Here is a 26,798-nt window from a genome sequence, read left to right on the forward strand (position 1 = left end):
TCCTTGGAGTATCTCACAAAGCTCCTTACCGGCGTCAGCCGGTGAGGAGCTTTGTCAGCGGTGGTCAGTCTTTCTTCGCCGGCGCGTTCATCGCCCATTCGACCCCGAAGGGATCGCGCATGTTGCCCCACTGGTCGCCCCAGAACATCAGCTGCAGCGGCACTGCGACTTCGCAGCCGGCATCGACCGCGCGCTTCCACCAGCCATCGATCTCGTCGGCGCCGAGATGGAGCTGCATGGTATAGCCCTGCGGCTTGACGGCAGGCATGCCGTTTTCGGGGTAGAAATCGGAAATCATCAGCGTCGAGCCGTTGATGTGGAGATGGATGTGCATGGTGCGGCCCTGCTCATCGGGCGGATAGAAGAACACCTGCTCGGCGCCGAAGGCCTTCTTGTAGAATTCGGCGGCCTTGAAGGCGCCGTCCAGCTGCAGATAGGGGGTCAATCCACCGAGAACTTTCGCGGCCGGCTGAATGGGGGTCTGGTCGGTCATGTCTTGTTCCTCTTTGGGTTTGGTCTGGGCGCTTGGTCTGGCCTTTGCGAACCTCAGGACGAACGAGGCGGCGGCAATCCTACATGTCTGATGCGATTTTTTGGGCCGATGCGATTTTTGGGTGAAATGAACTTGCGTCGGCGGCGCACAATCAGAGCGCAATCCTCGCTGTCAGCAGGCTAGAAAGGGGACCGCTTCTTCAACCCGCTGAGACGACAATGATCCTCTATTACCAGACCCATTCGCCCTTTGCGCGCAAGGCGCTCGTCTTCGCCCATGAGGTCGGGCTTGCCGACCGGCTCGAGGTCATTCATCACGAGACCAGCCCGACCTTGCGCAATGCCCGTGTCTACGCCGAAAACCCGCTCGGCGAGGTGCCGGTGCTGCTGCGGCCGGATGCGTCGCCGCTCTTCGATTCCGATGTCATCTGCGCCTATCTCGATACGCTGCATGACGGCCGCAAATTGCTGCCGCAGGACGGCGAAGCGCGCTGGCAGGCGTTGCGGCTGCAGGCGGTCGCCCAAGGCCTGGCGCAGACGGGCATAGGCCTGCGCTGGGAGACGGAAAGGCGGCCCGAACAGTTGCGCTATGCGGCGCTTGCCGAAGGCTACCGGGAAAAAATCGAGGCCAGCTATGACTGGATCGAAAGCGCGCTGGACGACGAGACATCGCTCCATATCGGCCATATAGCGCTTGCCACCACGCTGTCGTGGATGGCGTTCCGCCAGCTGCCGTCCTTTCGCGCGCGGGCGCGGCTGACGCGCTGGTTCGAGGCGTTCGAAAAGCGCCGATCGATGCAGGCGACGCCGCTGTCTGGCGATACGCATGACTGAGCAACGGTCGCCCCGCGGCGGCCTGCATCGATCTTTCCCGACCCATGGTCAGGGCGCCCTGCAGATCCGCGGGCCGTTTTGCGCGTCGATGAGGATTTCCGGCCAGCCGATATCCTTGCGCAGTTCGATCGGCAGGGCCAGAAGCTCGCGCTCGCTGCGATAGCGGGCGCGGTTCTGTGCGTAACGGGCGGCGACGCGGCCTATGGATGACAGGATGGACATGATGCGTTCTCCTCAGATGAAGCCGGCATCATCGTGTCGGCATCCCAAGGACGCAGCAGGTTCAGGCGATCCGACAGAGCGCTGAAAATATTCTGGGAGATGTGAAACCATGGGCCGCAACACAGTGCGGCCCATGGTGGTAGTTCCTCAGCCCGCCGTTTCAGCCACTGAGCGGAAGAAATCCTCGGGGTCTTCGACTTCGGTCAGCTTCCGCTTGTCGATCAGCCAGAAGCGGTTGCCGATGGCGCGGATGAAGGAACGGTCGTGCGAGGCGAGCACACAGCTCGCCTGGTGCTTGAGCAGTTCCTCCTCCAGCGCTTCCTGGCCGTCGATGTCGAGATGGTTGGTCGGCTCGTCGAGCAGGTAGAAGTTGGGGTTGGCGAGTCTCAGCGCCAGCATCATCAGCCGCGCCTTCTGGCCGCCGGACAGCACGCCGATCTTCTTCTCCTGCATCTCAATGACAACGCCGGCGCCGGCAAGCAGCGAACGGGCGCGCTGCTCGCCGACATCGTAGCGGCGCGAGACCATGGCCAGCGGCGTGTCGTCGCCACTGATGCCGGCCAGCGCCTGGTCGCTGTAACCGAGCGCCGTCGACGGCGTCACTTTGACGTTCGGCACCGTGTCAGGCTCGGAGATGGCATTGCGGATCAGGTTGACGAAACGCGACTTGCCGACGCCGTTGCGGCCGAGCAGCACGATGCGATCGCCCTGGCAGATGTGGCGCTTGCCGGTCTTGAACAGCAGCATGCCGTCCGGCGTTTCCACCGTGGCGTCGTCCAGCGTAATCAGCACCTTGGCATGGGTGCCGCGGTTGGCCAGCCGGATCGCGCCGGCTGATTTCTCGCGATGCGCCGATACCGCGGCGTCTTCCAGCTTCTCCGCCCGTTCCCTGAGTTGCTTGGTCTTCACCGTCAAAAGGTCGCTGCCGGAATTGATGCCGATGTTGTTGAGCTCGGCGGCCTGCTTGCGCAGTTGCTGCGCCACCTTCATGTCGCGCTCGAACCGGCGCGCCGTCGAAGCGTCCAGGTCGTCGAGCGCTTGCCTCGCCCTGGAATAGGGCAGTGCAAACACCGGCGAGTCCTCCGGGCGCAAGAACAGCGTGCGGTTGGTGACGGCGTCGAGAAAGGCGCGGTCGTGACTGGCGATGACCACCGGCACCTCGCGAGGCAGGGCGTTCAGCCAGCTTTCCAGCTGGCTGATCTTGGCGAGGTCGAGATGGTTGGTGGGCTCGTCGAGCAAAAGCACATCGGGGTCGGTGACCCAGACGCGGGCAATCAGCGCCAGCCGCTGCCATCCGCCGCTCAGCGCCTGCATCGGCCGTTCGCGCATCGGCTCGGGCACGTCGAGCGAATCCAGCGCCACGTCGACCCGCCACATCTCGCTGTCGGCCTGCCCCGCCGGCAAGGCGTCGGCCACCACCTGGTGGAAGCTGCGGCCGAGAAGGGCAGGAGGAACGGATTGTTCGACATGGCCGACGCGCAGGCCGCGCGTGCGGGAAATGTCGCCGGAGGTCGGCTCCATTGCGCCGGTCAGGCACTTCAGCAAGGTTGACTTGCCACGGCCATTGGCGGCAACGATGCCGAGCCGGTCGCCGGTGCCGATGGTGAGGTCGAGGTTGGAAAACAGCGGCGCACTCATGGTGACGCCGAGGGATTTGAGGCTGATCAGGGCCATTGTGATTTCTCTGGTCTTGCCGCTGTCCGGCTCAATGCACTTTGACGGTGCGCGTGCCGGCCATCAGGCTCAGCTTTGCGCACCACGAAGGGCAGACCAAAAAAATCGAAGCGGGAAAAAACCCGTGATGTCCCTGGTCAGCCCTGCAAGCGAACTCGCAGGGCAGAAATCGGGCCACGCTGACGATGGTGATCGATAGACACGCAGCCCTCCTTTCAAGACAAAACTTTGAGTGTGTGGAGCGATTACACCAAAGGCGGGGGTGGAGGCAAGTGGGCGACGGATGCGGCGGTGGTGGAGCGCTCTTCCCTTCTCCCACAAGGGGAGAAGGGAAGAGGTCTATTTCCCCGGCCGTCCCGTCTTGCCCGGCCGGCGCTTTTCGCGGCGGGCGTCGCCTGGGTCTTCGTAGGAGCCGATGCCGGCGCGCTGGCGAATCATTGGCTTGGCGTCGCGATCCTTCGCGCCTGTCCCGCCGGACATCTCCCCCAGCTGGGGGGAGATTGGCTGGGGCTTGGCCGGCATTTTTCCTTCGACCGGCTTTTCGGTCCGCCGAACCGTCATCTCGTCCAGTGAGTTCTTCTTGAACAGGGGCCTAGTCGCGTCGCCCGGAATGCCGAAGTCGGAGCCGTGCGCTTCCTGCGCCGACTGTTTCTTGAACAGCGAGCGCGACACCGCGCCTGACGGCGTCGGCATGTCGGTACCAGGCCCCATATCGTCGATCGACGGCTTGGCAAATAGCGGCTTCTTCACCGGCACGGCGCCCTCGGCACCCATTTCGTCGAGCGCCGGCTTGCGGAAGAGGTTGGACCGGGCAGCCCTGGCCGCCTCTTCAGCCGCGCGTGCGTCGTCGAACTTGCGGAAACGCTCCTGTTCCTCAGCCGTACGGTGCTTGGCCACGCCCTTGTTGTGCTTGCCCTTCTCGCGGCCGGAGACCGGGCTTTCCATGTCGGCGTATTTGGCCAGCGGGTCTTCCGAGATGGACAGTTCCATCTCGCGCAGCCGCTTGATCTCGTCACGGATGCGGGCGGCCTTCTCGAAGTCGAGATTGGCGGCGGCGTCGCGCATCTGCTTTTCCATGGCGTCGAGATGAGCCTTGAGATTGTTGCCCATCATCGCACCGGCGCCGTCGGTGAACTGCGAGATATCGGCGCGGACATGGTCCTTCTCGTAGACCGAGTCCAGAATGTCGGAGATGCGCGACTTCACCGATTCCGGGGTGATGCCGTTGGCCGCGTTCCATTCCATCTGCTTTTCGCGGCGGCGGTTGGTCTCGGCCATCGCCCGCTCCATCGAGCCGGTGACCTGGTCGGCATAGAGGATGACCTTGCCGTCGACGTTGCGGGCGGCGCGACCGATGGTCTGGATCAGCGACGTCTCGGAGCGCAGGAAGCCCTCCTTGTCGGCGTCGAGGATGGCGACGAAACCGCATTCAGGAATGTCGAGGCCTTCGCGCAGCAGGTTGATGCCGACCAGCACGTCGAAAGCGCCGAGGCGGAGATCGCGTAGAATCTCGATGCGCTCCAGCGTGTCGATGTCGGAGTGCATGTAGCGAACGCGCACGCCTTGCTCATGCAAATATTCGGTCAGGTCTTCGGCCATGCGCTTGGTCAAAACGGTGACCAGCGTGCGGTAGCCGGCGGCCGTGGTGTCGCGGATTTCGCCGACGACATCGTCGACCTGGCTTTTCGCCGGGCGGACTTCGACCGGCGGATCGATCAGGCCGGTCGGGCGGATGACCTGCTCGGCGAACACGCCGCCGGCCTGTTCCATCTCCCAGGCGCCGGGTGTCGCAGAAACCGCGACGGAGAGCGGACGCATGGCGTCCCATTCCTCGAAGCGCAACGGGCGATTATCCATGCAGGAGGGCAGGCGAAAACCATACTCCGCCAGTGTCGCCTTGCGCCGAAAGTCGCCACGATACATGCCGCCGATCTGCGGCACGGTGACGTGGCTTTCGTCGATGAAGACCAGCGCGTTGTCGGGGATATATTCGAACAAAGTCGGCGGCGGATCGCCCGGCTGGCGTCCCGTGAGATAGCGCGAATAGTTCTCGATGCCGGCGCAGGAGCCGGTGGCTTCCAGCATCTCAAGATCGAAGCGGCAGCGCTGTTCGAGCCGCTGTGCCTCCAGCAGGCGGCCGGCGCGCTCGAGCTCGACCAGCCGGTGCTTGAGCTCCTCCTTGATCGACTTGATCGCCTGGTTGAGCGTTGGACGCGGCGTCACATAGTGCGAGTTGGCGTAGATCTTGACGCTCTTCAGCTCGCCGGTCTTCTGGCCGGTGAGCGGATCGAATTCGGTGATCGCCTCGATCTCGTCGCCGAACATCGAGATGCGCCACGCCCGGTCTTCAAGGTGAGCCGGGAAGATTTCGATCGTGTCGCCGCGCAGGCGGAACGAGCCGCGGACGAAATTGATGTCCTGGCGTTTGTATTGCTGGGCGACGAGATCCGCGAGCAGAGCCCGCTGGTCGAGCCGGTCGCCGATCTGCATCTGGAAGGTCATCGCCGTGTAGGTCTCGACCGAGCCGATACCGTAGATGCAGGACACCGAGGCGACGATGATGACGTCGTCGCGCTCGAGCAGCGAACGCGTGGCCGAATGGCGCATCCGGTCGATCTGCTCGTTGATCGAGGATTCCTTCTCGATGAAGGTGTCGGTGCGCGGAACGTAGGCTTCCGGCTGGTAGTAGTCGTAGTAGGAGACGAAATACTCGACCGCATTGTCGGGGAAGAATTTCTTGAACTCGGAATAGAGCTGCGCGGCCAGCGTTTTGTTGGGCGCCAGGATCAAAGCAGGGCGCTGCGTCTGCTCGATCACCTTGGCCATGGTGAAGGTTTTGCCGGAGCCGGTGACGCCGAGCAGCACCTGAGTGCGATCATTGTTGTCGACGCCCTCGACAAGATCCTTGATGGCGGTCGGCTGGTCGCCGGCCGGCTCGAAATCCGACACCATCTTGATGGCGATGCCGCCTTCGGATTTTTCCGGGCGGGCAGGGCGGTGCGGCGTCCACAGCACGCCGTCCTTGTCCAGCGGGTTGCCGGATTCGATCAGCGCCGACAGCGCCGCGACCGTCGCGGTGACGCTGCCCGAGGCCATCGTCTCGGCGTCTTCCAGCGAGATGTCGAGACCGGCGACCGGGTTGAGGCCGGCGGCGGTGCGCTCGCGGGCCGTGGCCGCGCCGCCCATCGAGGTGCCGCGCGAACTGCGGCCGGGGGAGGTTGAGCGTTCCGGAATCTTCTTCGCCACCTTCGGCGGCTTGGCGCCGCCGGAACTACGCCCTTCCTTCTCGGCCTCCTGCTCTATCTGCTCTGCCCAGTCGGCAATCGAGCCGCTCAGCGGCGTGCCGGTGAAGTCGGCCTGCGGCGCCTCGGCGAAGCCGCCTCTGTGCAGAGGCTCCGAGGCATCGAGGAAATCGGTCAGCGGGCTGCGCCGCTTCGGCGGCGAAGCGCCGTTGTCACCCGCCGGAGACGGTGTCTTTTTGTCAGGGAGTTTGGCCATGCCCCAAATATGGGCAGAGTCCGCCAAAATGGAAAGAGTGCAGTGGCGAAGGGCGCTAAGCGGCTCGAAGCTCCTGACACAAGGGTGTCAGGAGCTGTGTTACGCGAAGCCAGGCCGCCTGCTCAATTGAACCACAGCGCGAAGGTCAAAAACCCACCGCCACCGAACTGGCGCTGGATCTGGTCGAACTCGCCGCTGGTTACGATCTCACCGCTCTCGAGGTAGGGCGCGATGGCCGGGCCGGTAATCGACAGCACTAGGTCGAAAGGCTTCGGTTCTTCGAAGAAACGCTTCATGTTGATGCCCTGGCCGGTGCTGACCGTGATGCGGAAATGCGGCAGCAGCTTGCGGCCTTCCAAAAGGTCTTCGGCCATGGTCAGAGTGGCGAGCCAGGCCTCGACCTGCTCCTCGCCGACTTCGAGCCCGGTGAGCGGGTTCTCGCCCTTCTGCTGCGGTCCCGGCAGCCATTCGCGGTCATTGTCGGTCTCGGCGCGGATCGCCTTCCAGTCCTGGCGCGACAGCCGGATCATTTCGAGCAGATGGCGGCGCGCCGCTTGACGTCGCTCGGGCTCGACCACCGGCCAGTTGACGAGGTGAACCATGGAGATGAAATCCGCGATGCGCCATTCCGATGAGAAGATGCTGCTGCCCATGTCCCCGGCGGGAGGCACCAGAACGTCCTGCAGCGGCAGTTTGGCGCGCGGGAACAGCATGTGGAACGAGCCGTCGAACATGGTCCTGAAATCATGCGCCAGCCAGAAATCGGCCTGCGCCATCAGGAATTCGGCATAGCCCTGCAGCCAGAAACCGTCGGCCCGGTCGAAGCGGAATGTGAGCGAGGGAGCGGCGCCGTCCGACGAGATACCGCCGCGCGACAGCGAGGCCATGATCGCGGCCATGCTTTCATCCGGCGCGATGGCACCGTCTTCGTTGAGATCGATGCCGGCATGGGTGAGGTCGACGACCATGCCGATATCGGCATCGGCGGGTACCGAGCCCAGAGTGGCCGCGGATGTCTCCAGCCGGTCGCGGAAGGCGACCAGAATGGCGCGGAACTGCTCATAGGTCAGCGGTTCGGGATTGGGATTGTCCGGAATCGGCAGCCGCATCAGCGGCAGCATGAATGATTGCGGGCTTTCGAACCCGTGGCGGTGCAGACCGCCGGCGAGGATTTCCAGCGCGGTGAAGAATTCGCCGGCCCCGGCGGCATAGGCTGACGCCGGATCGCCCTGGGCTGCAGCCTCGAGCGTGGTAAGCGCGGCGTTGCGCTCGGTCACCGTTTTGGCCTCGAACAAAGCGGTTGCCGCTTTGGGCGCGGCGGCGCGGGCCGAAGATAAAGGCAGCAACAGGAGGAGGGCGGACGCCAGCAGGCCTGCAAAACGTGTCATCTCATCCCTCCACTATGCGATGCGCAGACATTACACGCATTTGGCGCCGTGTCTCCCGGCGGCAGTGTTTCAAGGACTGACGGTCGACACTTCCCGGGCAGACCGTCTACACAAGCTAACCGATTGGGCAAACGATTGGGCGTCGCGTGTCGAACTATCCGCTTTCCTACAAACTGTCATGGCTGCCGCGCTTCCTGAAACCGTCTCTCGGCGGCGATGTCAGGGATCTCGCACCGAGGGCGGCGACGACGATCATCGATCCGCCGCCGGGGCGGAAGGTGCGGCTGGCCTTTGTCGGCGATATTTCGGCGGTGGCCAACCGTAGTGCGCCGGAGTGCGATCCGGAAATCGCAAAGCTCTTGGGCTCAGCCGATCTGGTGATCGGCAATTGCGAAAGTCCGGTCGTCGAGCGGCCGAGCGTGGCGTTTGGCACGCGGCTTGGCACTCACCATGCGATGAGCGAGCGGTTTCTTGCCGCGGCGCTTGCTGCCGTAGGCATCGCGCGTGAAAAGCTCGTGCTGTCGCTGGCCAACAACCATGTGCTCGACCAGGGCGTCGCCGGTTTCGACGAGACCGTTGCGGCGTTGAAGCGGCTTGGAATCCGCACCATCGGCACCGCGAAAAAAGGATCGGTCGAGCAGGTCAAGGCCGGGCCGCTGTCGATCGGCTTTGCCGCCTTCACACTGTGGCGCAATGGTGACGCCGGGCCATTCACCGAGCTTGTCTCGATGCAAGGCGATCCGGCGGCATGGCCGAGAGGCGCGGCCGACAAGAACATCGATCTTACCTGTGCGGTGCCGCACTGGGACTGGGAGTTCCGGCATTTTCCGCAGCCGCAAACGCAAACGCTGGCGAGGTTGCTGGCCGGTCACGGCGTGGGGCTGATTGCCGGGCACCACGCCCATGTCGTGCAGCCGGTGCAATGGGTCGGCAAGACGCTCGTGGCTTACGGGCTTGGCGACTTCCTCGGCACGGCGCTGGCGCGACAGCCCTGGCCCGGCCGCATCGGCGGCATTTTCGTCGTCGATGTCAGCGCCGATCTCGGCAAGCGCGGCGCGATCGCCGGCTACCGGATGCATCCCTTCATGCGGCTGCGCTCAGGCGGGCATGAGCGGTTGGTTCCGGTCGAGGCGCTGACTGGCCGGATGAAGGGCAAGGTCGAAGCCAGGCTGAAGGCGATCTTTGGCGACTGACGACTTTCCCGCTATTATAGGCATAAACGGACTTTGCGAGGGGGCGATGGAAGCAGCTGAGTTCATGCCTGATGAAGCGGTGGTCGCCGGCATCAGGAAGAATATCGAGATCTATGAGGCTGGACGGGCTTCGGCCTACCGCCAGGTGCGCTGGCGGGTGCCGGTGTTTCTGGGGCTGCTGCTGGTTTTTGTCGTGCTGGTGGCCTGGCTGTTCAACAAGGTCGCTGACTTGAACGAGCAATGGTTCTCGACGCCGCATGTGTTCCTCTATGCCGGCGGTTTCTTCGCGGCGCTGCTGCTGTACTTCCTGGCGATCAGGCCGGCGACGAGGGTGCAGCAATCGTTCCGTGACACGCTGCTGCCGATCATCTTCGGCTTCATCAGGGATGTGCGCTATCAGCACAGCGTGACGCCGAATTCCTTCGACCGGCTGCCGCGCGCCGTGGTCGGGGCCTTCAACCGGCAGAGTTTCGACGACATCGTGTCAGGCCGCTACGAGGATTTTCCGTTCGAGCTCTACGAGGCGGAGTTGCGCCAAGGTTCGGGCAAAGGCTCGTCGACGGTCTTCAAGGGCGTCATCGTTGCGTTCGAGACGATCGCGCCGTTCCCCGGCATATTGGTCGCGACGCGCCGCAGCAACGCGGTGGTCGGTTTCTTCCGCGGCATCTTCGCCGGCAAGATGCAGGAACTGTCCAGCGGCGATCCGCTGCTCGACGGCGACTACGAATTTCGCACCGACAATGTCGCCGCCGCGCAGCCGCTGGTGAGCGGCCGGCTGGCGCAGGCGCTGAAATGGCTGCACGAGACATGGCGCGATGATCCGGCGCGGGTGGCGCTTAATGGCAGCGATGGTTTCCTGCTCTTGCCGCAGCCGAAGAATTTCTTCGAACTGCCCGCCATTTCCGTGCCGCTCGATTACACCAAGCACATCGCGCCGATGATCGCCGATATGGGCGCGATCCTGGCGACCGCGGCGCTGGTGCGCAAGATCGGCGCGACGGATGGCGAGGCCTAAAGCGCCGCGCGTCGAAACGAATTCATGCGACGCGCTTCAGGTCTTGTTTTCATGCATATCGTTGCGCCAAAACGGCGGTCCTGTTTGGGCGCATGCATTAGCCAGGCTGCCGCTCGTCAGCAGTCGAAGCCGTAGTTCTGGCGATAATATTCGACGTCTTCTTGCGCCATCGTCTTGAACATCACGCAGACGGTGAAGCTGCCGACCTGGCGACCGTTTCTGGTGTAGCCCCAGTCGGAAATATCGTCCCGGTTAAATTCGAGTTCCTGGCCGGCCACGACATTGTGCACCGCTTGCGGCTCATTGGCCAATGTTCCTGCAAAGCCGGTCGCGGTCTTGTGGAAGGGGATGATCCAGAAATGCTCCGAGGCGTCTCCGTCCCTGACCTCGACCTTCAATTTGTAGCTGGTTGTCCCGGCTGGCGGCGCATCCGACAAGGACAGGAATTCATCGAGGCTGGCGCGCGCCTGCGCAATGGCCGCCGCCATGTCCGGATCGTCCTTGGCGACGCCTACAACCTTGTCGCCGCCCTGGCCGGAATCCTGCGCACCGGCCGGAATCGGCGCCAACGCCAGCACCAGGGACAGCATGGTTCGAACTGCATGCTTCATGAAATGGCGCTCCTGCGTGTCGATGCTGACACCATCATGCATCTATCTGGAGTTTTCAACGGCAGTGCGACAGCGTGGTACGGTCCGACCGGCAGGCCGCTCACAACCCGCTCGGCACCAGCCCTGCCAGCCAGTTCGCGGACCGCTTGGCCATGCCGACCGTTGCCGACGCGACGCGGCCGAGATCTGTCGTCACCACGGCGTAGCCGTTCCTGGTGCGGTAGAGCACGCCTGTTCCGCCATCGACCACTTGCTCGTAGGCGACGGGCCGTGCCGCTGCTGTCTCCATGGCCGTCGTCGGGGAGCCGACGGAAACGCTCGGCCGATGGCTCAGTTCCGGCGGCAACGGGGTTTGGACATTCCGGCTGGCCGGCTTCAGTTCCGGGCGGGATGCGGCCGCCGCCAGTTGCGAAGAAGACGCCGACCCCTTGCTGCGGCATATGCCGGAGACCAGCGGATAGTCGAAGTTCTTTTGGTGCAGCATCTGGCTTTTCATCGCCGCTTCGCAGTCGGCGATGGTCGCCCACTTCGCCGGCGTCTCGCCGATATATTCGCAAAGCTTGGCGTCGCAGTCGCAGCCGACAATGGTCATGGCGACAAGGGCGGTCTTGAGCACGGTCTTGTCCTTCGGATTGCCCCCCGGCAGCCAGTCCTTCCATCGCGCGCGAACAAGGCGGGATTTTGGCCGCGATCACGCGATGAGCCGGGGGATGCGTTTTTCGGGTACGGCTCACTATAGGTGGATTTCGAGACACCCGGTAGCAGATATGGCGGGGGCGTGATGCATTTGCAGGAAGAAGCCTGAATAAATCTTGTCGGCTATGGCCGCGACAACTGTTTCTTGGCCCGGTTTTCTACTACGATACTCACGGGGCGATACAACAATATAGGAGGGGTTTGTCATGGGAAGAATTGTCCGGTCCGCCGAGCCTGTGCCGAAAAGGGATTCAACGCTCGAGGGCATTCCAGGCGATGCTCCGCTCGGCGTCGACGATGACAAGCAAGAAGATCAAGGATCGAAAGGCGGCGACGGCTATCTCGACCGGGTTGCGAAGTACGTGCCTGCCGAAGTCGTGGCATTTTTCATCTTCGTCAACTCCATCCTGGTCAATGCCACTGAGCAGCCGGTTGCCAAGGCGTTGACCGATGCGGTGGCGGAAGAGACCAAAGGCAATCCGGGGGACATTCCGGGTAAGGTGCAGGCAGCCATCTATAAGATTGAAATGGCCGGTATCAGCGTCTGGACCATTTCATGGATCATGTTGATCGTCGCGCTGGCGATGACGCCGGTGTATCTGAAATCGGTCAGCGATTCAGCCGACAATGCGGAGGCTCCGGGAGCCAACATCGTCATGTCGATGCTCGCCTTCCCATTCTGGGCCTATGCCGTCAACGCGCTGGCCCTCAGGCCATGGCATGACGGTGCGCTGGCCAGCATCATGCTCGCCACCTTCACGCTCATCAGCGGCGCCATACGGCCGGAATATATAAACGCTGGCCTCAATTTGATCCCGGGCATCGGCCCGAAGAAGTAGCTTGGCCCGCCGGGCAGGCCGCGGTGCAGGGCGCGGCTTCAGTTGTAGACGCGCTCCAGCCTCGCGCCTGCTTCGAACAGCGCCGGCAGCACGATGTGCAGCTTGCGCACGGCGACGATCAGCCCGGTGCGACGGGTGGCCGGATCGATCGGAACGGTTGGCTGAACAGCGCCCGGGCGCCTTCGGGCGGAGCGAAGTCTGCCGCCGAAAGCACGGTGAGCATGATCGCGTCATTGCCACCGATCTCGACGAAGGACACGCCTCTGTCGATCAGGCGCGGGATCATGTCGGTGAATTGCTGATCGCGCCTGGTGATGAAGATGGTTCCGTCAGCGCCGAAATCTCGTTCCAGCAAAGTATCGGCTTCTTACGCGTCGCTTCGCCGACCGGACCTTGGCCCAAAAGACAGTCGGCGCCGGGATTTCTCCCAGCGCCTCCCTGTCAGATCAGGACACGGTCGCGGCAGCAACTTCCGCAAAGTCGTCGCGCCATGCCGGCCTTGATTTTGACGGTACTGCCAGTCACCGCCCGAGGGCAGTGCCCGTTCCAGACCACGCCGTTCTCCACCCTTGCGAGCTTCGTTCGGCGCGCCATCGAAGGTTTTCGCCGTCCTTCATGGCAGCATCGGTCCGCCGTTGGCGTTCGCACGCTTTCCGCGGCCCCGTAGGTCTCGGCATCCGTCCCTCGAACAAGCAAGCCTGCTCTCGCTTCGGGCCGTACGGGCCTCAGGAAATCCGCCTTTTCGCTTTGCCTTTCGGCGCGACGATCGGTAGCCGCCTGAGATGGGTTAAACTTACGCCGGGTAAGGGTTTTGGGGAATGGGCGTGAGCCTGTGGATAACGGGATTATCGGGGACGGTTTGCCACAAAGCTCGGAATTTCGACTCCAGCTGCATTAGACAGCCCGCCCGCTTTTTGGCGCCTGATCGGCTGTGCCCCTTGCTCCGCCGGCTGGCGCGGGCTTCAATGCAGGCAAAGCATCGAGCCTATCGGCTCGGTGCGGGGAGGGTGCGTATTGAAAGTCGGGGTGGTGCTCAATCCGATTGCCGGCGGCGGCCGGCTGAAACGGCATTGGCCGGAGGTGGCTGCTTCGCTGAAAAAGCATTTCGGCGAATTCGAGCTGCGCGAGACGCAGGCCGAAGGCGACGCCGAACGGCTGGCGCTCGACCTCGCGGCAAGCGGCTTCGAGCTGGTGATCGCGGCCGGCGGCGACGGCACCGCCAGCGAAGTGGCCGACGGATTGCTGCAGGCTTTCGATGAGAGCGGCCGGACAACCGAACTTGGCTTGCTGCCTTGCGGCACCGGCATCGATTTCGCGCGCGGGCTCGGGCTGCCGAAAGAGGTGGATGCGGTGCTGAAGCGGATCGCCGAAGCCAAGGCGCGCAAGGTCGATGCCGGGCGCATCTGCTACATCGACGACCATGGCGCGCTGGCCAGCCGGCACTTCATCAATATCGCCAGCCTCGGCCTATCCGGCGCCACGGACCGTGCGGTCAATGCCGACAAGCGCAAGGGCAGGATGTCGGCCAAGGCGCTGTTTTTCTGGCGCACCGTGGTCGAGTTCATCCGCTACCGCTTCCAGGACGTCAGGATCACCGTCGACGATGGCACCCCGGTCGAGGCGCGCATGGCGCTGGTGGCGGTCGCCAACGGAAAGTTCTTCGGCGGCGGCATGATGATCGCCCCGGACGCCGAACTCGCCGACGGCCAGTTCGACATCGTCATCCTGCGCGCGGCCGGCAAGCTGAAGCTGATCTGGGATATTCGGCTGCTCTATGGCGGCCGGCACCGCAACCATCCGGCCATCACCATATTGCGTGGCCGGAAAGTGGTGGTCGAACCTATCGGCGATGTCGAGAAGAACGGCGCGCTGGTCGACATAGATGGCGAGTCGCCGGGGCGTATACCCGCGACGTTTGAGATCCTGCCCGGAGCGCTGACGCTGAGATATTGAATCAAGGCGTTGAGGGATTGATTCAGGTGGTTTGAGCGGCGATTCCGGCGAACCGGCCAAGGGCCTGAAATCGCAGGACATATTTACCCGGCTTAGCTTTCCAGCTTGGCTGGGAAACCGGGCGCGCGCAGATCCATGTCGACGGCATCCTCGAGCAGTTTGACGATCTGGGTCGACCAGGCGCCGCCGCCATATTCCTGTTTGCCCATCAGGAAAATCTCACTCACAAGCGGCGCCAGTTGGAGTGGCAGTCTGAACTCCCTGCCCATCGCAAGCGCAAAGCCGAGGTCCTTCAGTGCCAGGTCCATGGTGAAGCCAATGTCGTAGGAGCCGTTGAGGATGAGCTGGCTTTCGGTCTCATGGACGAAGCTGTTGCCGGAGGAGGCGACGATGGCGTGGTAGGATTGCGCGAGGTCGAGGCCGCCTTGCTTGGCCAACATCAGCGCCTCGCCGGCGGCGACGAGATGGATGAAGGCCAGCATGTTGGTGATCACCTTGATCACCGCCGCCGAGCCGACCGGACCCATCAGGAACGACTTTGCGCACATCGCTTCGATGGCCGGACGATGGCGCTCGTAAAGCGCAGCATCGCCGCCGACAAGCGCGGTGATCTTTCCGACCGCGGCCAGATGCACGCCGCCGGTGACCGGGCACTCAAGCGTTTCGACGCCCTTGGCCGAGGCGAGGGCGGCGAGGCGCAGAATCTCGTCGCGGCCATTCGTCGACATCTCGATCCATGTGCCGCCCTTGGGCAATCCTTCCAGCAGTCCACCGGGACCAGCCAGCACCGCTTCACTGACCTTGGGCGAGGGCAGGCATGTGATGGCGTTGCCGGCTAGCGCTGCCGCTTCAGCCGGGCTGGTCGCGGCCGTGGCGCCGAGCGCCACGAGGCGCTCGACGGCGGCGGGGTCGCGGTCGAAGACGATGACGACAAAACCGTTGCGCAACAGGCTGGCGGCAAGGTTGGCGCCGAGATGGCCAAGGCCGATGAAGGCGTAGCGTTCGCTCACGGCATCAGCGGCGTTTGCATCATCTGCAAATGCAGGTCCTTGCCGGTGTAGGGATGCGCGTCGCAGACCGCTTCGTCCAGCTCGACGCCGAGGCCCGGCTCCTTCGATGGAATGACATTGCCGTCCTGCCATTCGATCTTCTTCTTGAGCAGTGTCGCGTGGAAGCCGTCCCACTGCTTCAGCGATTCCAGGATGAGGAAATTGGGCAGCGTCACCGCCAGCTGGATGTTGGCGGCGCCAACGATCGGCCCACAATAGCAGTGCGGCGCGATCTGGATGTGGTAGGCCTCGGCCATGGCGGCGATCTTCTTGGTTTCGAGAATGCCGCCGGAACGGCCAAGGTCCGGTTGCAGGATGGTGGCGGCGCGGTTCTCGATGATTCGGGCGAATTCGAACTTGGTCGTTAGCCGCTCGCCGGTGGCGATCGGGATCGACGTGCCTCGCGCCACCTGAGCCATCACTTCGGGCATGTCGGGCGGCACCGGCTCTTCGAACCACAAGGGATCGTAGGGCTCGATGGCACGTGCCATGCGCAGCGCACCCGACGCGGTGAACTGGCCATGCGTGCCGAACAGAATATCGGCGCGGGTGCCGACCGCTTCGCGGATCGCCTTGACCATGCGGGTGGAGACATCGATGTCGATCAGGCGCGGCTGGTGGCCGTCGAAGGCGGTGTAGGGGCCTGCCGGGTCGAGCTTGACGGCGTTGAACCCCTGCTCGACATATTCGAGCGCGCAGGCGGCCGCCAATTCGGGGTCATTGTAGACGTTCCGGCCGTCCGGCGCGTCCTCCGAATGGACGCTGCCGGTGTGCGGATAGAGATAGGTGTAGGAGCGCAGCGTCTCGTGCACCTGGCCGCCGAGCAGTTTGTAGACCGGCTTGTCGGCTTCCTTGCCGACAATGTCCCAGCAGGCCATTTCCAGCGCCGAGAAACAGCCCATGCCGGTAACGTCGGGGCGCTGGGTAAATCCTGAGGAATAGGCGCGGCGGAAGAAGGTCTCGATGTCATGCGGATCGTGGCCGATCAGGTAACGCTCGGCCATGTCCTCGACCAGCTTGGCCGTTATGTGAGCCGAGAAGGTGGCGTTGTAGGCCTCCCCATAACCGACCACGCCGCCATCGGTGGTCAGCTTGACGAATATGAAATACTTGCCGCCGATGCCCGGCGGCGGGTTGCCGACTACCCAGGTCTTGACGTCGGTGATCTTCATTCTTGGTCCTCCAGAACCAGTTCGGCGCCCTTCCATCCGGTCATGACCGAGGCGGCGTTGGTGTTGCCGGTGATGTTGGCGGGAAAGATCGAGGCGTCTATGACGCGCAGACCTTCGAGCCCGTGCACTTTCAGGCGCGGGTCGACGACGGCGGCCCCGGCGTCCGGCCCCATGCGGCAGGTCGAGACCGGGTGATAGACGGTGCCCGAGCGCTTCCTGAAATCCTGGATCAGGTCGGCATCCGATTGGATCGATGGGCCCGGCAAAACCTCCTCAGTGATGATCTCGGCCATGGCGGGCATCGAGGCTATCTTGCGCACGAATTTCACCGCCGCCAGCATCTCGTCGACATCGGCGTTGGTGGAATAGGCGTTGGCGACGATCCTGGGATAGTCCAGCGGATTGCTGGAACGGATCATGATCTCGCCGCGGCTGGACGGGCGGCAGTTGGAGAGGCCGATGGAAAAGCCCGGCCACGGATCTGGCGTCAGGATCGGCCGCTCGCCGCTCTTCGGAATGACGGTCGAGAAAGCCTGGAAATAAAGCTGCATGTTGGGGCGCGAAAACGCCGGGTCGGTTCGGAAGAAGCCGCCGCCATGGTTCATCGACAGCGACAGCGGGCCGGAGCGGGTGAGGATGTACTGCATGCCGACCAGCAGCTTGCCCCACCAGGGCCGCAGGATTTGGTTGAGCGTCGGCACGTTTCCCTTGAAGGTATAGTTGATGCCGACATGGTCCTGCAGATGCGCGCCGACATTTTCGTTGGCGTGGACGACCGGGATGCCAAGCCCCTTGAGCAGTGACGAGGGGCCGACGCCGGACAGTTGCAAGAGCTGCGGCGAGTTGATCGAGCCGGCGGACAGGATGACTTCGCGGCCGGCCCGCGCCGTCTTGGTCTCGCCGTTCTGCAGATATTCGATGCCGACGGCTCGCTTGCCCTCGAACAGGATCCTGCTCGCCAGCGCATTCGTCTCGACGCGGACGTTTTTGCGCTTCATCGCGGGGCGCAGGAAGGCGCGCACGGCCGACATGCGGCGGCCGTTTTTGGTGGAGATCTGGTAGGTGCCGACGCCTTCCTGGGCGGCACCGTTGAAGTCGGGGTTGAGCGGCAGCCCGGCTTGCTGGCCGGCGGCGAGGTAGCGCCTGGTCAGCGGATGGACGGCGTTCGTGGTGTCGGTGATATGCAGCGGCCCGCCGGTGCCGCGCCATCTATCGGCGCCGGCCTCATTGTCCTCAAGCGCCTTGAAGCCCGGCAACAGATCGTCATAACCCCAACCGGGATTGCCGGCATCGCGCCAGTCATCAAAATCCTCGCGCGCGCCTCGGATCCAGACCATGGCGTTGATCGAGCTTGAGCCGCCAAGCAGCTTGCCGCGCGGCCAATGGTCGACATTGCCGGCAAGGCCGGGGTCCGGCTCGGGCTTGTAGTTCCAGTTGACCGCGGGGTCGAAGAAAGTCTTGCCGTAGCCAAGCGGCATCTGGACATAGAAGCGGCGGTCGCTGCCGCCGGCTTCCAGCACCAGCACGGAGTAACGGCCGGAAGCCGACAGCCTTTCGGCGAGAACCGAGCCGGCTGAGCCGGAGCCGACGATGATGAAGTCATAGGTCTGCATGATTGGTGTTGGCGGCTCCGCAAAACTGGCTGCAGCCTATCCGCGGCAGGCTTCCGAAGTCGCGGTGCCTTCCGGCATGCGTTGTGAAAAATGCGACCGTGAGACGCCTGGCCGGAAAAGCTGCCATGGAACCGACATTGCGCCGGGAGCCTCGCCCGTCGCGTTGACCTCTTGGGTCCATGACGCTAGGGGATCGAGGGCAATCGTTTCAGGGGATCCGGCAGATGGTGCATTACGCGGACGGACGGCCGATCGGCGATCTGACCTTGCGTACGCTCGCCATGCCGGCCGATGCAAATGCGGCCGGCGACATCTTTGGCGGTTGGGTGATGGCGCAGATGGATCTTGCCTGCGGCATCCGTGCGGCCGAGCGGGCCAAGGGTCGCGTGGTGACGGCGGCTGTCAAGGAAATGTCCTTCGCCAAGGCGATGAAGATCGGCGACACGCTGTGCATCTACACCCATGTCGAGCGCGTCGGCCGCACCTCCATGACGCTCAAGGTCGAGGCCTGGGCGCAACGCTACCTCTCCGACCTGATGGAGAAGGTCACCCACGCCGATTTCGTCATGGTGGCGCTGGATAGCGACGGCAAGCCGAAGCCGATTCCAACCGAAAGTTGACATCGTCGATTCTGCCAAGCTTGCGCTTATGTAACATCCCCCGCGCGGGCGATGCGCTGCGCGACATCCAATGTTGCCTTCACATCCGCTTCTGCGGGCGGCGGAGGGAAGACAATGCGTCAACACATGCTGAACGGCTGGCTCGTGGCGGCCCTCGTCGCGGTGATCTGCCTGCTTGGCACGACCGCTTATACCGAGATCAGGAAAGAGCTTTCAAGCGTTGCCTGCACGCACGACCGGACCGTTGGCAACGAGCGGACTGCCCAGCGGTCTGCAAGGGTAGAGACGTGCGGCGCAGTGTGTTGCAGCAACCCTGCGTCAAAGGCCTGAGGGCCCGTCAGCGGAAGACCTCGTCAGCCTCAAAATGATGATGCGCCGGCGAACGAAACGCTGCAGCTATGTCGCGATGGCGTGACCAACGATGCAAGGGCGGATCCAGTTAAACCCGGGTACGCGTCGTCGACGGCAAAATCCGTAAACTATTGCTGGGCAACGGTTTTCAGGCGTGCACGCCATCGAATCTTTCACGCGCCGCCTGGACCCGCGAGGTGTTTTTCCGCGCCCATTCGCCGAGCGCGCCGACCGGCACCAGCAGCTCATGGCCGAGCTCCGTCAGCTCATAGTCGACGCGTGGCGGGATGGTCGGGAACACGGTTCGGGTGACGAAGCCGTCGCGCTCAAGACCGCGCAAGGTGGTGGTCAGCATCTTCTGCGAAATGCCGCCGACAGCGGCGCGCAACTCATTGAAACGCAGCGGTCCGCCGCCCAGCTTGCCGACGACCAGAACGGTCCATTTGTCGCCGACGCGCTGCAGGATTTCCGAGACGGCGCGGCAGTCTTCGGTGTTGTGCGGGTGCCTCAGTAACATAACGGTGCCTCCTTGCGCTGCCATTTGTCAGTATCTCATATAGCGCCGGTATCCAAACGATACCAGCTTTTGCATATATGGAGAGCCCCATGTCCAAGCCCAAAATTGCCATCGTCGTCGGTTCGACACGCGCCGCGCGTTTCGCCGATGTGCCCGCCCAGTGGATCGCCAAGATCGCGAAATCTCATGCCGACATCGACGTCGAGACCGTCGACCTGCGCGACTGGCCGCTGCCCTTTTTCGACGAGGTCGCCTCGTCCGCCTGGGCGCCGTCGCAGAACGAAGTTGCCCAGCGCTGGCAAAAGAAGGTCGCCGAATTCGACGGCTTCATCTTCACCGCCGCCGAATACAATCATGGCCCGACGGCCGTGCTGAAGAACGCCATCGATTACGCCGCCAATGAATGGAACAAGAAGCCGGCCGGTTTCGTCGGCTATGGCAGCGTCGGCGGCTCGCGCGCTGTCGAACATTTGCGTCTTGCCGCGGTCGAATTGCAGATGGCGCCGGTCAAATCCGCCGTTCACATTGCCTGGAGCGATTTCCTGGCGGTGCGCCAGGGCGAGAAGAAGCTCGAGGAGATCGAGCATCTGAACCAGGCTGCCACGGCGCTGGTCAACGACGTTGCCTGGTGGGCCCGCGTGCTCAAGGCAGCGCGTCAGGCCGACGCGATTGCCGGCGAAGCCCAGGCGGCCTGAGCCTTATCCTCCCAAGGATCGATGATTTTTCCAAAGGGCGGCGTTTGCGCCGCCCTTTTTCATTCACGTGAAGAGGCGCTCTCGGCTCCCTTGGCCGGATGGTGGAGTCGGACCGGCAAGGTCGCGCTGATGCCTTGACGATCCCGCGCGAAGGATCGCCGCCTGTCACAGCCAACCGCCGGAAAACCCGGCTCGGCGCAGTCCTGTGGTGATGGCCGGCACGCGGCGCATCAATCGCCACAGGAAGTCGGACCGGTAGTTCTCGATCATCAGGGCGATCGGCCCCTGGTTGATGCCGACATGGTCCGGCGATACCCAACCGCAGGCGCGGCCGTCGTCGGCAGCGATCGTCGGGTTGAAGCTCGCGGTGAAGCCGTAAGGGTTGCCGTCGCGCAGGTCCATCTCGTGGAAATGGCGCAGCGCCGGCAGCACGATTTCCGGCGCAAAAGGCAAGGAGGCGATTGCCGCCCATGGCGACAGCGTGCCGTCATCGGGGCCAAACGGTGCGCCGCGGGCGAGATAACCGAAGAAGCGGCGTCCATCGGCTCGCCGCGCGATCGGACCTGGGCCGTCGCTGGCGGTGACGCCCCAGCAATTCTCGCCATAGCCCGCGAACCCCCTCGGATTGCGGATTGCGTAATCGCGCTGCAGATACGTCGCCTGGCGGCTGTTTTCGAAATAGTCCCGGTCGTGATCGCGCATGAAGGCATCGCGGATGTCGCGAAAATCGATCCAGATATGCGAGAACTGGTGGATGAAAAGCGGGCCGGCATAGACCATCTCGCGGCCGTAGATGGTCTTCCATTTGTAAGTGGACAGCCAGGCCGCGTAGCTCTCGGGAGTTAGCGAGTGGGTCGGCGAACCGAGACCCAGGACGTACAGGATCAGCGCCTCGTCAAATCCTTCCCAGCGGTAGCGGAGAAAGCCTTTTCCAGGCCGCCAGCCATGGGTGACGGTGGCGCCGCCGTTCTGCGCCCAGCGCCAGTCGGCACGGCGGTAGAGCGCATCGGCAAGCTGGCGGATTTCCAGTTCGAGCTCATCGTCCTCGTCGAAATAAGCGCCGGCGGCCAGAACACCGGCAAGCAAAAGGGCGGTATCGATCGTGGACAGTTCGCAATTCCAGACGCGGCGGCCGGTCTTCATGTCGAGGAAATGATAGTAGAAACCCCTGTAGCCGGTGGCATCGGGCTCCGGCCCGTGCGGGGCGTTCCAGAAGAAGCGAAGCGTGGCGAGCGTCCGCTCGATTGCGGCATCGCGCGTCATGAAACCGCGCTCGACACCGACGGGATAGGACGACAAAGCGAGCCCGACGGCGGCTATGCTGGCAGGCGACGCCTGCGTGTTGCGGTCGGCGACCAGGCCGTTGGCAGGGTTGGCCTCGTTGAGAAAATACTCGAAGGACAGGCGCTGGATATCTTGGAGAAGCTCGTCGTTTAGCGCGTGTTCGTTCGATGCATCCATGACAATCGATATAGAGGCTTTGGTTGCTTTTGCCATTCTTCCAGCGGATCAATCATGGGTGAGGGCAGGCTGGGGCCGATAGCGAAAGGCGCTGCCGACGCACCGAATTCAAATCGAGGGGCTGCGAAGATCGGTTGGACCGCCATATGCATGGCCCTGCCATCTGGCCTGGCCGTCCTCCCCTGATATATCCGGCTGCGATCCATCACATGAGCATGCCCCGTGAAGTCACCCAGCCTGTCAGGCGTCGTTTCCCCCATGACCCCGGTGCTGGTCTGTGCACTTGCGATCTTCCTTCTGTCCGCCATGGATGCGGCGATGAAAATCCTGGTGATCGCCGTCGGTGTCTACAACACGGTGCTGTGGCGAAGCATGCTTGCGAGCGTGGTCGCGGGCACGGCCTGGGCGGCGGGGCCGCGTTCCCTTCCCACGCCTTCCGTGCTGCGGCTACACGCGCTGCGCGCCGTGATCGTGGGCATCGTTCTGCTTTCGTTCTTCTGGGGCCTTGCCAGATTGCCGCTAGCGGATGGGATCGGGCTTAGTTTCGTCGCGCCGCTGTTCGCTCTCCTGCTGGCGGCGCTGCTTTTGGGCGAACGCATACAGCGCCAGGCGATCTGGGCGTCGCTGGCGGGCATCGCCGGCGTCGTCATCATCATGGCCGGACAGTTCGGGCAAGGGAACTATACCGGGGATGCCCTGCTTGGCACGGTGGCGGTGCTCGCATCGACGGTGTTCTACGCCTACAATCTGATCCTCTCGCGGCGGCAGGCGCTGGTAGCCAAACCAGTCGAGATCATGCTGTTCCAGAACCTGTGCGTTGCCGCCGTCCTTCTCCCCGCCGCTCCCTGGCTCGCGGTTGCCCTGCCGGGCAATCTCTGGCTTCCGCTGGCCGGGGTGACGGCGCTGTCGCTCTCCGGCCAGTTCCTGATGAGCTGGTCCTACGCGCGGGCCGAAGCGCAATATTTGATCCCGACGGAGTATTCTGCCTTCATCTGGGCGATCGTGTTTGGCTGGCTGTTCTTCGACGAGGCGGCGACCTGGACCACGCTGGCTGGAGCGGCCCTGATCGTGGCCAGTTGCCTGATCGCCTCGCGCTCCAATCCGAAGCTTGCCGAACCGATCGAAGCCGCAGTCTGAGGGCGCTATTCGCTTTGACGGCAGAGTGTCAACGCACCACTTCGCGATGGCCGCTGGGCAGCCGGGTGGCGATCAGCTTGTCGATGCGGCGGCCGTCGAGGTCGACGACCTCGAAACGCCAGCCTTGCGCGTCGACGCATTCGCCGGTCGCTGGCAGATGGTGCATGTGCGACAGCACATAACCGGCGACGGTCTCGTAATCGCGGTTTTCCGGCAGGTCGATACCGAGAACGTCAGCCATCTCGTCGGCTTGCATGTATCCCGCGAGCAGCCATGAGCCGTCCTCGCGCCTGACGGCGTTTTCCTCGTCGCCGGCGTCGGTATCGGCCCGGAAGACGCCGGTGATGGCCTCGAGGATGTCGGCAGGTGTGACGATCCCTTCGAAATGGCCGTATTCGTCATGCACCAGCGCCATCGGCACGTCGGATTCCTTCAGCTTCTGCAGCACATCCAGCGCGTCGGCCTGGTCGTAGACGATGGGGGCGGCGCGCACATGCTTGCGCGGATCGAGTGCGCGGCCGGCGAGCAGGGCGGCCAGCACGTCGCGCGTCTGAACAACGCCAACCATGACGTCGACGCCGCCATCGCCGGCCGGCAGGCGCGAATGCTGGGTCTCCATCAAGAGCTTGCGGATGGCACCCTCATCGGACTGCAAATTGATCCAGTCGACCTCGGTGCGCGGCGTCATCACGGCGCGCACGGCGCGATCGCCGAGCCGCATGACGCCGGCGATCATGCGCCGCTCGTCGGATTCGATGGTGCCGTGGTGCTCGGCCTCGGCGACCAGCATCTTGATCTCTTCGTCGGTGACCTTCTCCTCGCTCTCGCCGCGCTGGCCAAGCAGCCACAATATGGCGCGGCCGGAAATGTCGAGCAGGAACACCAGCGGCGCCGAGACGGTGGCTAGGATGGTCATCGCAGGCGCCGCGCGGGCGGCAACACGCTCGGGATCGCGCAGCGCGATCTGCTTGGGCACCAGCTCGCCGACGATCAGGGAGAAATAGGTGATGATGGCGACGACGATCCCGACGCCGAGCGGGTCGGCGATGTTTTCGCGCATGCCGGTCGTGGCCAGGTACACCGAAAGCCTGTCGCCCAGCGTGGCGCCGGAGAAGGCGCCCGACAGCACGCCGACCAGAGTGATGCCGATCTGCACCGACGACAGGAATTTGCCGGGATTGGAGCCGAGCGTCAGCGCACGCCCGGCGCCATTGACGCCGCGGTCGATCATCGCCTTGAGCCGCGCCGGGCGCGACGACACGATGGCGAGCTCGGACATCGACAGAAGGCCGTTCACACAGATGAGGACGACCACGGTGGCGATTTCGACGTATAGCATCAGGGCTCAATAGCATTGCGGCGGGCCGCAGGAAAATAGTCCGCGATGATTTTTGGGAAATGACGGTGGTTCAGGGGAATTGCCTGAGCACCCCGGCAACAGCCTTGCCGTCGGTGAAATAGGGATCGCCGCCGCCGTTGCGTCCGGTCCTGGTGGCGCCGATGCCCGGGATGTCGCTCGCCGAGGTCACCATGCCGGCCGCCGACAGGTCGTGGATCACGAGATCGCGCTCGGCGTCGATGTCAGGGGCGATATGGTGGGTGATGGCGCCGGTATCGTGGCTGAGACCAACGCCGCGGTCGAAACTGGCCGAGCCCATCCAGAGCGTTCGGCCGTCGTCGCCGGTCGCATCGCTGCGCCAGAAGCGGACATGATGGCGCCGGTCGGCGCTCCCGCCGACCGGCTTTTCGAAGGCGAGATCCTGGGCCCGGCCTTCGAACAGCAGCCGGCTGACCGGGGCGTCAGGATAGGGATGGTCGAACAGCACGCTCTCACCGATTTCGATCGCGGTCTTTAGCGTCACGCCATCGGCCGTATCCCATCCGGTCATGGCGAAGGCATGGACCATCTCTTTTTCGGTACCGACAAGGCCGATATTGATCGGGTCGCCCGGAATGCCTTGCGGCGTGTGTGTCACCATCTCGAAAGTCTGCGTGCGAAAGCCGCGGTCGCGAACCGTCCAGAATTCCGGCGCAGCGACATAGGCGAGGGCCAGCCAGACCGCCAGAAGAGCGGCGAGCCAGGTCAATGCGCGTCGTTGCAGGCTTCGTCGGCTCATGAAAGCGGCTCGATCCGTGCGGTATCTGTGCCTGACGGACCCTGGAAATCAATGGCCAGCGGCGAGCAGCCGTTCTATCGTCGGCCATCGTTTTTGCGTGGGGTGAGCAGGAATGGATAAGAAGCCGGTGGGTCGCAGCTCGATGGCATTGACTGCGGACCTTGTCGCAAGGGTCGAGCGTGTCGAACCGGATGCGGGTCCCGAGCCCGGAACAACCGAGCATACGGACGCGGAGTTCGATAGTCTTGTCGAGCAACTTCTGTCGGAGCATCGGCCTGAAGCGCTATGGGTCTTTGCCTACGGGTCGCTGATCTGGAACCCCGAATTTGCCCATGTCGAGCAGCGCCCGGCCACGGCGCCAGGATGGCACCGCTCGTTCTGCCTGACGCTGACCCGTTGGCGCGGAACCCGTGATTTGCCGGCGCTGATGCTGGCGCTCGATCGAGGCGGCAGCTGCAACGGCATCGTCTATCGGCTGCCCGCGGAAGACCATTTCGGGCAACTTGGCCAGTTGATGCGCCGCGAGATCGATGCCAACCCGCCGACTAACGTGCCATGCTGGATCAAGGTCAAGACCAAGGATGGGCCGTTGCGGGCCTTGGCTTTCGTCGCCGCGCCAGACGGCAGGGCCTATGCGGGCCGGCTGCCATTGGAGCAGGTTGCCGACACGCTGGCGCGGGCTGCCGGGCATTGGGGCTCGTCGGCTCAATACCTGTTCCGAACAGTCAGCAAGTTGGAAGAGAGCGGTATCCGCGACAGGAACCTTTGGCGCATCCAGGATCTGGTGGCCGAGCAAATCATCGCTTCCACCGGAAACGCCAATCCCGACTGATTTCTGAACGGTGAACGCCTTAGCGGCAGGCGCGGTAGCCGCTTTTGCGGTTCTTGATGTCGAAATGGAAATGGTTGCGGTGATCGTAATTGTAGCCGGGACCGAGCACGGTGGTGAAATACTGGCAGCCGTCGGCGCGCACATTGTTGAGGAAGCCGCGGGTGCGGAAGGCAAACAGGCCGGGCTTGCGCACATCGATGTCGTCGCCGTTGTTGAGCTCGATGCTCATGACGTCGAGGGCGTTGCCCTTGCCGTGCTCGGACAGGACACCTTCGCCGGCGATGTTGCGGCAGGAATAGCTCGAGCCCTGGTGGATGGTCTTGACGCCCGAGAAATAGCGCCAGCGGGCGGAAGGAACCAGTTCGTTGCTGGTCCAGGCGGCGAAACTTGCGGCCATGTCGCAGGTCAATGTCGCGGCGGGCTTCATCTGGATGCCGCCGATGGCGGAGACCTTGACCGGCCAGTCTATGCCGCACTGTCCCTCACGGATCGGCTGGACATCGGTGTAGACGACGCGAAGGCGCTTCAGCTCGCCACGGCAATCGGTTTCGCTGGCCGGCATCTGCTGCGGCTCCGACTCCGACATCGGCTCGTCCATGCGCGGATAGGCGGCAGTCATGTAGGGATTGGACGGGACGAGCTTCTGCATGCCTTCATATTGCGGCACGGCCGCGGTCTGCGAGCCGACATCGACGGCCGGCTGCAGCGACAGCACGCTGCCCGTGTTGCAAGCCGAAACGGCGGCCAGCGCAAGACCGGCGGCCAGTATCGCTGCGCTTTTTGCCTTCGCGGCCCGAAATATTGCGGCCATGGGCGGAA

At 63.6% G+C, this 26,798-nt stretch carries 25 protein-coding genes; 9 read left to right on the forward strand and 16 right to left on the reverse strand.

The features are described from left to right. Positions 1-64: 64 nt before the first annotated feature. A complete protein-coding gene (locus NKI10_RS00810) occupies positions 65-493 on the reverse strand; it encodes a VOC family protein (RefSeq protein ID WP_023705894.1) in 429 nt (142 codons plus the stop codon). A gap of 218 nt (positions 494-711) precedes the next feature. Between NKI10_RS00810 and NKI10_RS00815 the strand changes: the two genes are divergently transcribed. Further along, positions 712-1,326 (forward strand): glutathione S-transferase family protein, encoded by a 615-nt coding sequence (locus tag NKI10_RS00815; protein WP_352858019.1) that lies wholly within the window; start codon positions 712-714, stop codon positions 1,324-1,326. A 48-nt stretch (positions 1,327-1,374) separates the two neighbouring features. Here NKI10_RS00815 and NKI10_RS00820 read toward each other — a convergent pair whose 3' ends face one another. From NKI10_RS00820 to NKI10_RS00835, 4 genes are all read right to left on the reverse strand, one after another. Continuing rightward, the gene (locus tag NKI10_RS00820) at positions 1,375-1,548 is read right to left on the reverse strand and encodes a hypothetical protein (protein WP_023672009.1); all 174 of its coding nucleotides are present in this window, start codon (positions 1,546-1,548) and stop codon (positions 1,375-1,377) included. Positions 1,549-1,695: 147 nt separating this feature from the next. Next, entirely contained in the window at positions 1,696-3,222 is a 1,527-nt protein-coding gene (locus NKI10_RS00825) for an ABC-F family ATP-binding cassette domain-containing protein (RefSeq protein ID WP_352858022.1), read from the reverse strand. Between the two features lie 339 nt (positions 3,223-3,561). After that, positions 3,562-6,720, reverse strand: a complete 3,159-nt coding sequence (gene uvrB, locus NKI10_RS00830) for an excinuclease ABC subunit UvrB (RefSeq protein ID WP_352858024.1) — start codon at positions 6,718-6,720, stop codon at positions 3,562-3,564. 122 nt (positions 6,721-6,842) lie between these two features. Beyond that, a complete protein-coding gene (locus NKI10_RS00835) occupies positions 6,843-8,108 on the reverse strand; it encodes a hypothetical protein (protein WP_023754565.1) in 1,266 nt (421 codons plus the stop codon). 146 nt (positions 8,109-8,254) lie between these two features. Between NKI10_RS00835 and NKI10_RS00840 the strand changes: the two genes are divergently transcribed. Continuing rightward, positions 8,255-9,301, forward strand: a complete 1,047-nt coding sequence (locus NKI10_RS00840; protein WP_031262090.1) for a CapA family protein — start codon at positions 8,255-8,257, stop codon at positions 9,299-9,301. A 46-nt stretch (positions 9,302-9,347) separates the two neighbouring features. Then, positions 9,348-10,316 carry a DUF3137 domain-containing protein gene (locus tag NKI10_RS00845; RefSeq protein ID WP_023733336.1) on the forward strand — a complete coding sequence of 323 codons (969 nt, stop codon included), beginning with the start codon at positions 9,348-9,350 and terminating at the stop codon, positions 10,314-10,316. A 116-nt stretch (positions 10,317-10,432) separates the two neighbouring features. On the opposite strand, the gene NKI10_RS00850 is transcribed toward NKI10_RS00845, so the two are convergent. Together NKI10_RS00850 and NKI10_RS00855 are read right to left on the reverse strand one after the other, a co-directional pair. Next, the gene (locus NKI10_RS00850) at positions 10,433-10,927 is read right to left on the reverse strand and encodes a YegJ family protein (protein WP_023705888.1); all 495 of its coding nucleotides are present in this window, start codon (positions 10,925-10,927) and stop codon (positions 10,433-10,435) included. Between the two features lie 100 nt (positions 10,928-11,027). Next, on the reverse strand, positions 11,028-11,543 hold the full coding sequence (locus NKI10_RS00855; protein WP_352858028.1) for a hypothetical protein: 516 nt from the start codon (positions 11,541-11,543) through the stop codon (positions 11,028-11,030). A 286-nt stretch (positions 11,544-11,829) separates the two neighbouring features. Between NKI10_RS00855 and NKI10_RS00860 the strand changes: the two genes are divergently transcribed. After that, a complete protein-coding gene (locus NKI10_RS00860) occupies positions 11,830-12,462 on the forward strand; it encodes a hypothetical protein (RefSeq protein ID WP_155923215.1) in 633 nt (210 codons plus the stop codon). A gap of 118 nt (positions 12,463-12,580) precedes the next feature. Here the strand turns inward: NKI10_RS00860 and NKI10_RS00865 are convergent, their stop codons facing one another. Next, complete coding sequence (locus NKI10_RS00865; protein ID WP_023733333.1) at positions 12,581-12,817, reverse strand: hypothetical protein; 237 nt, start codon at positions 12,815-12,817, stop codon at positions 12,581-12,583. A 659-nt stretch (positions 12,818-13,476) separates the two neighbouring features. Here NKI10_RS00865 and NKI10_RS00870 point away from each other — a divergent pair. Continuing rightward, a complete protein-coding gene (locus NKI10_RS00870; RefSeq protein WP_023689702.1) occupies positions 13,477-14,415 on the forward strand; it encodes a diacylglycerol/lipid kinase family protein in 939 nt (312 codons plus the stop codon). A 92-nt stretch (positions 14,416-14,507) separates the two neighbouring features. Here the strand turns inward: NKI10_RS00870 and NKI10_RS00875 are convergent, their stop codons facing one another. The 3 genes from NKI10_RS00875 to NKI10_RS00885 are packed head-to-tail and all read right to left on the reverse strand — an operon-like array spanning position 14,508 to position 18,249. Then, positions 14,508-15,425 carry an NAD(P)-dependent oxidoreductase gene (locus tag NKI10_RS00875; RefSeq protein ID WP_352858032.1) on the reverse strand — a complete coding sequence of 306 codons (918 nt, stop codon included), beginning with the start codon at positions 15,423-15,425 and terminating at the stop codon, positions 14,508-14,510. Next, positions 15,422-16,636, reverse strand: coding sequence for a mandelate racemase/muconate lactonizing enzyme family protein (locus NKI10_RS00880; protein ID WP_023671997.1), 1,215 nt, complete (start codon positions 16,634-16,636; stop codon positions 15,422-15,424). Before NKI10_RS00880 ends, NKI10_RS00875 begins: the two co-directional genes overlap by 4 nt. Beyond that, a complete protein-coding gene (locus tag NKI10_RS00885; protein WP_352858035.1) occupies positions 16,633-18,249 on the reverse strand; it encodes a GMC family oxidoreductase in 1,617 nt (538 codons plus the stop codon). Before NKI10_RS00885 ends, NKI10_RS00880 begins: the two co-directional genes overlap by 4 nt. 224 nt (positions 18,250-18,473) lie before the next feature. Here NKI10_RS00885 and NKI10_RS00890 point away from each other — a divergent pair, with 224 nt between their 5' ends. Continuing rightward, positions 18,474-18,869: an acyl-CoA thioesterase gene (locus NKI10_RS00890; RefSeq protein ID WP_023671995.1), complete on the forward strand. Its 396-nt coding sequence runs from the start codon at positions 18,474-18,476 to the stop codon at positions 18,867-18,869. Positions 18,870-19,368: 499 nt separating this feature from the next. On the opposite strand, the gene NKI10_RS00895 is transcribed toward NKI10_RS00890, so the two are convergent. Then, positions 19,369-19,737 (reverse strand): winged helix-turn-helix transcriptional regulator, encoded by a 369-nt coding sequence (locus NKI10_RS00895; protein WP_023683744.1) that lies wholly within the window; start codon positions 19,735-19,737, stop codon positions 19,369-19,371. Between the two features lie 89 nt (positions 19,738-19,826). Between NKI10_RS00895 and NKI10_RS00900 the strand changes: the two genes are divergently transcribed. Then, the gene (locus tag NKI10_RS00900; protein ID WP_023671992.1) at positions 19,827-20,432 is read left to right on the forward strand and encodes an NADPH-dependent FMN reductase; all 606 of its coding nucleotides are present in this window, start codon (positions 19,827-19,829) and stop codon (positions 20,430-20,432) included. A 165-nt stretch (positions 20,433-20,597) separates the two neighbouring features. Here the strand turns inward: NKI10_RS00900 and NKI10_RS00905 are convergent, their stop codons facing one another. Continuing rightward, positions 20,598-21,893: a glucoamylase family protein gene (locus tag NKI10_RS00905; RefSeq protein ID WP_023724933.1), complete on the reverse strand. Its 1,296-nt coding sequence runs from the start codon at positions 21,891-21,893 to the stop codon at positions 20,598-20,600. Between the two features lie 258 nt (positions 21,894-22,151). Between NKI10_RS00905 and NKI10_RS00910 the strand changes: the two genes are divergently transcribed. Then, positions 22,152-23,030 carry a DMT family transporter gene (locus NKI10_RS00910; RefSeq protein WP_023701605.1) on the forward strand — a complete coding sequence of 293 codons (879 nt, stop codon included), beginning with the start codon at positions 22,152-22,154 and terminating at the stop codon, positions 23,028-23,030. A 28-nt stretch (positions 23,031-23,058) separates the two neighbouring features. Here the strand turns inward: NKI10_RS00910 and NKI10_RS00915 are convergent, their stop codons facing one another. Beyond that, the gene (locus NKI10_RS00915) at positions 23,059-24,369 is read right to left on the reverse strand and encodes a hemolysin family protein (RefSeq protein WP_352858038.1); all 1,311 of its coding nucleotides are present in this window, start codon (positions 24,367-24,369) and stop codon (positions 23,059-23,061) included. A gap of 70 nt (positions 24,370-24,439) precedes the next feature. Continuing rightward, the gene (locus tag NKI10_RS00920) at positions 24,440-25,147 is read right to left on the reverse strand and encodes an LssY C-terminal domain-containing protein (protein ID WP_352858041.1); all 708 of its coding nucleotides are present in this window, start codon (positions 25,145-25,147) and stop codon (positions 24,440-24,442) included. A gap of 112 nt (positions 25,148-25,259) precedes the next feature. Here NKI10_RS00920 and NKI10_RS00925 point away from each other — a divergent pair, with 112 nt between their 5' ends. Beyond that, positions 25,260-25,979: a gamma-glutamylcyclotransferase gene (locus tag NKI10_RS00925; RefSeq protein WP_502897517.1), complete on the forward strand. Its 720-nt coding sequence runs from the start codon at positions 25,260-25,262 to the stop codon at positions 25,977-25,979. Positions 25,980-25,998: 19 nt separating this feature from the next. Here the strand turns inward: NKI10_RS00925 and NKI10_RS00930 are convergent, their stop codons facing one another. After that, positions 25,999-26,790, reverse strand: coding sequence for an extensin-like domain-containing protein (locus NKI10_RS00930; protein WP_352858047.1), 792 nt, complete (start codon positions 26,788-26,790; stop codon positions 25,999-26,001). Between the last annotated feature and the right edge of the window lie 8 nt (positions 26,791-26,798).

It is taken from the genome of Mesorhizobium sp. M0802 (assembly GCF_040320115.1).
Classification (GTDB): domain Bacteria; phylum Pseudomonadota; class Alphaproteobacteria; order Rhizobiales; family Rhizobiaceae; genus Mesorhizobium.

Bases quoted from the DNA above. Each gene is read 5' to 3' on its own strand.
- NKI10_RS00815 (WP_352858019.1), top strand. From the start codon at position 712: ATGATCCTCTATTACCAGACCCATTCGCCCTTTGCGCGCAAGGCGCTC.
- NKI10_RS00860 (WP_155923215.1), top strand. From the start codon at position 11,830: ATGGGAAGAATTGTCCGGTCCGCCGAGCCTGTGCCGAAAAGGGATTCA.
- NKI10_RS00900 (WP_023671992.1), top strand. From the start codon at position 19,827: ATGTCCAAGCCCAAAATTGCCATCGTCGTCGGTTCGACACGCGCCGCG.
- NKI10_RS00820 (WP_023672009.1), bottom strand. From the start codon at position 1,548: ATGTCCATCCTGTCATCCATAGGCCGCGTCGCCGCCCGTTACGCACAG.
- NKI10_RS00880 (WP_023671997.1), bottom strand. From the start codon at position 16,636: ATGAAGATCACCGACGTCAAGACCTGGGTAGTCGGCAACCCGCCGCCG.
- NKI10_RS00910 (WP_023701605.1), top strand. From the start codon at position 22,152: ATGACCCCGGTGCTGGTCTGTGCACTTGCGATCTTCCTTCTGTCCGCC.
- NKI10_RS00920 (WP_352858041.1), bottom strand. From the start codon at position 25,147: ATGAGCCGACGAAGCCTGCAACGACGCGCATTGACCTGGCTCGCCGCT.
- NKI10_RS00905 (WP_023724933.1), bottom strand. From the start codon at position 21,893: ATGGATGCATCGAACGAACACGCGCTAAACGACGAGCTTCTCCAAGAT.
- NKI10_RS00925 (WP_502897517.1), top strand. From the start codon at position 25,260: ATGGATAAGAAGCCGGTGGGTCGCAGCTCGATGGCATTGACTGCGGAC.
- NKI10_RS00810 (WP_023705894.1), bottom strand. From the start codon at position 493: ATGACCGACCAGACCCCCATTCAGCCGGCCGCGAAAGTTCTCGGTGGA.
- NKI10_RS00890 (WP_023671995.1), top strand. From the start codon at position 18,474: ATGGTGCATTACGCGGACGGACGGCCGATCGGCGATCTGACCTTGCGT.
- NKI10_RS00885 (WP_352858035.1), bottom strand. From the start codon at position 18,249: ATGCAGACCTATGACTTCATCATCGTCGGCTCCGGCTCAGCCGGCTCG.
- uvrB (WP_352858024.1), bottom strand. From the start codon at position 6,720: ATGGCCAAACTCCCTGACAAAAAGACACCGTCTCCGGCGGGTGACAAC.
- NKI10_RS00895 (WP_023683744.1), bottom strand. From the start codon at position 19,737: ATGTTACTGAGGCACCCGCACAACACCGAAGACTGCCGCGCCGTCTCG.
- NKI10_RS00845 (WP_023733336.1), top strand. From the start codon at position 9,348: ATGGAAGCAGCTGAGTTCATGCCTGATGAAGCGGTGGTCGCCGGCATC.
- NKI10_RS00835 (WP_023754565.1), bottom strand. From the start codon at position 8,108: ATGACACGTTTTGCAGGCCTGCTGGCGTCCGCCCTCCTCCTGTTGCTG.
- NKI10_RS00850 (WP_023705888.1), bottom strand. From the start codon at position 10,927: ATGAAGCATGCAGTTCGAACCATGCTGTCCCTGGTGCTGGCGTTGGCG.
- NKI10_RS00825 (WP_352858022.1), bottom strand. From the start codon at position 3,222: ATGGCCCTGATCAGCCTCAAATCCCTCGGCGTCACCATGAGTGCGCCG.
- NKI10_RS00915 (WP_352858038.1), bottom strand. From the start codon at position 24,369: ATGCTATACGTCGAAATCGCCACCGTGGTCGTCCTCATCTGTGTGAAC.
- NKI10_RS00930 (WP_352858047.1), bottom strand. From the start codon at position 26,790: ATGGCCGCAATATTTCGGGCCGCGAAGGCAAAAAGCGCAGCGATACTG.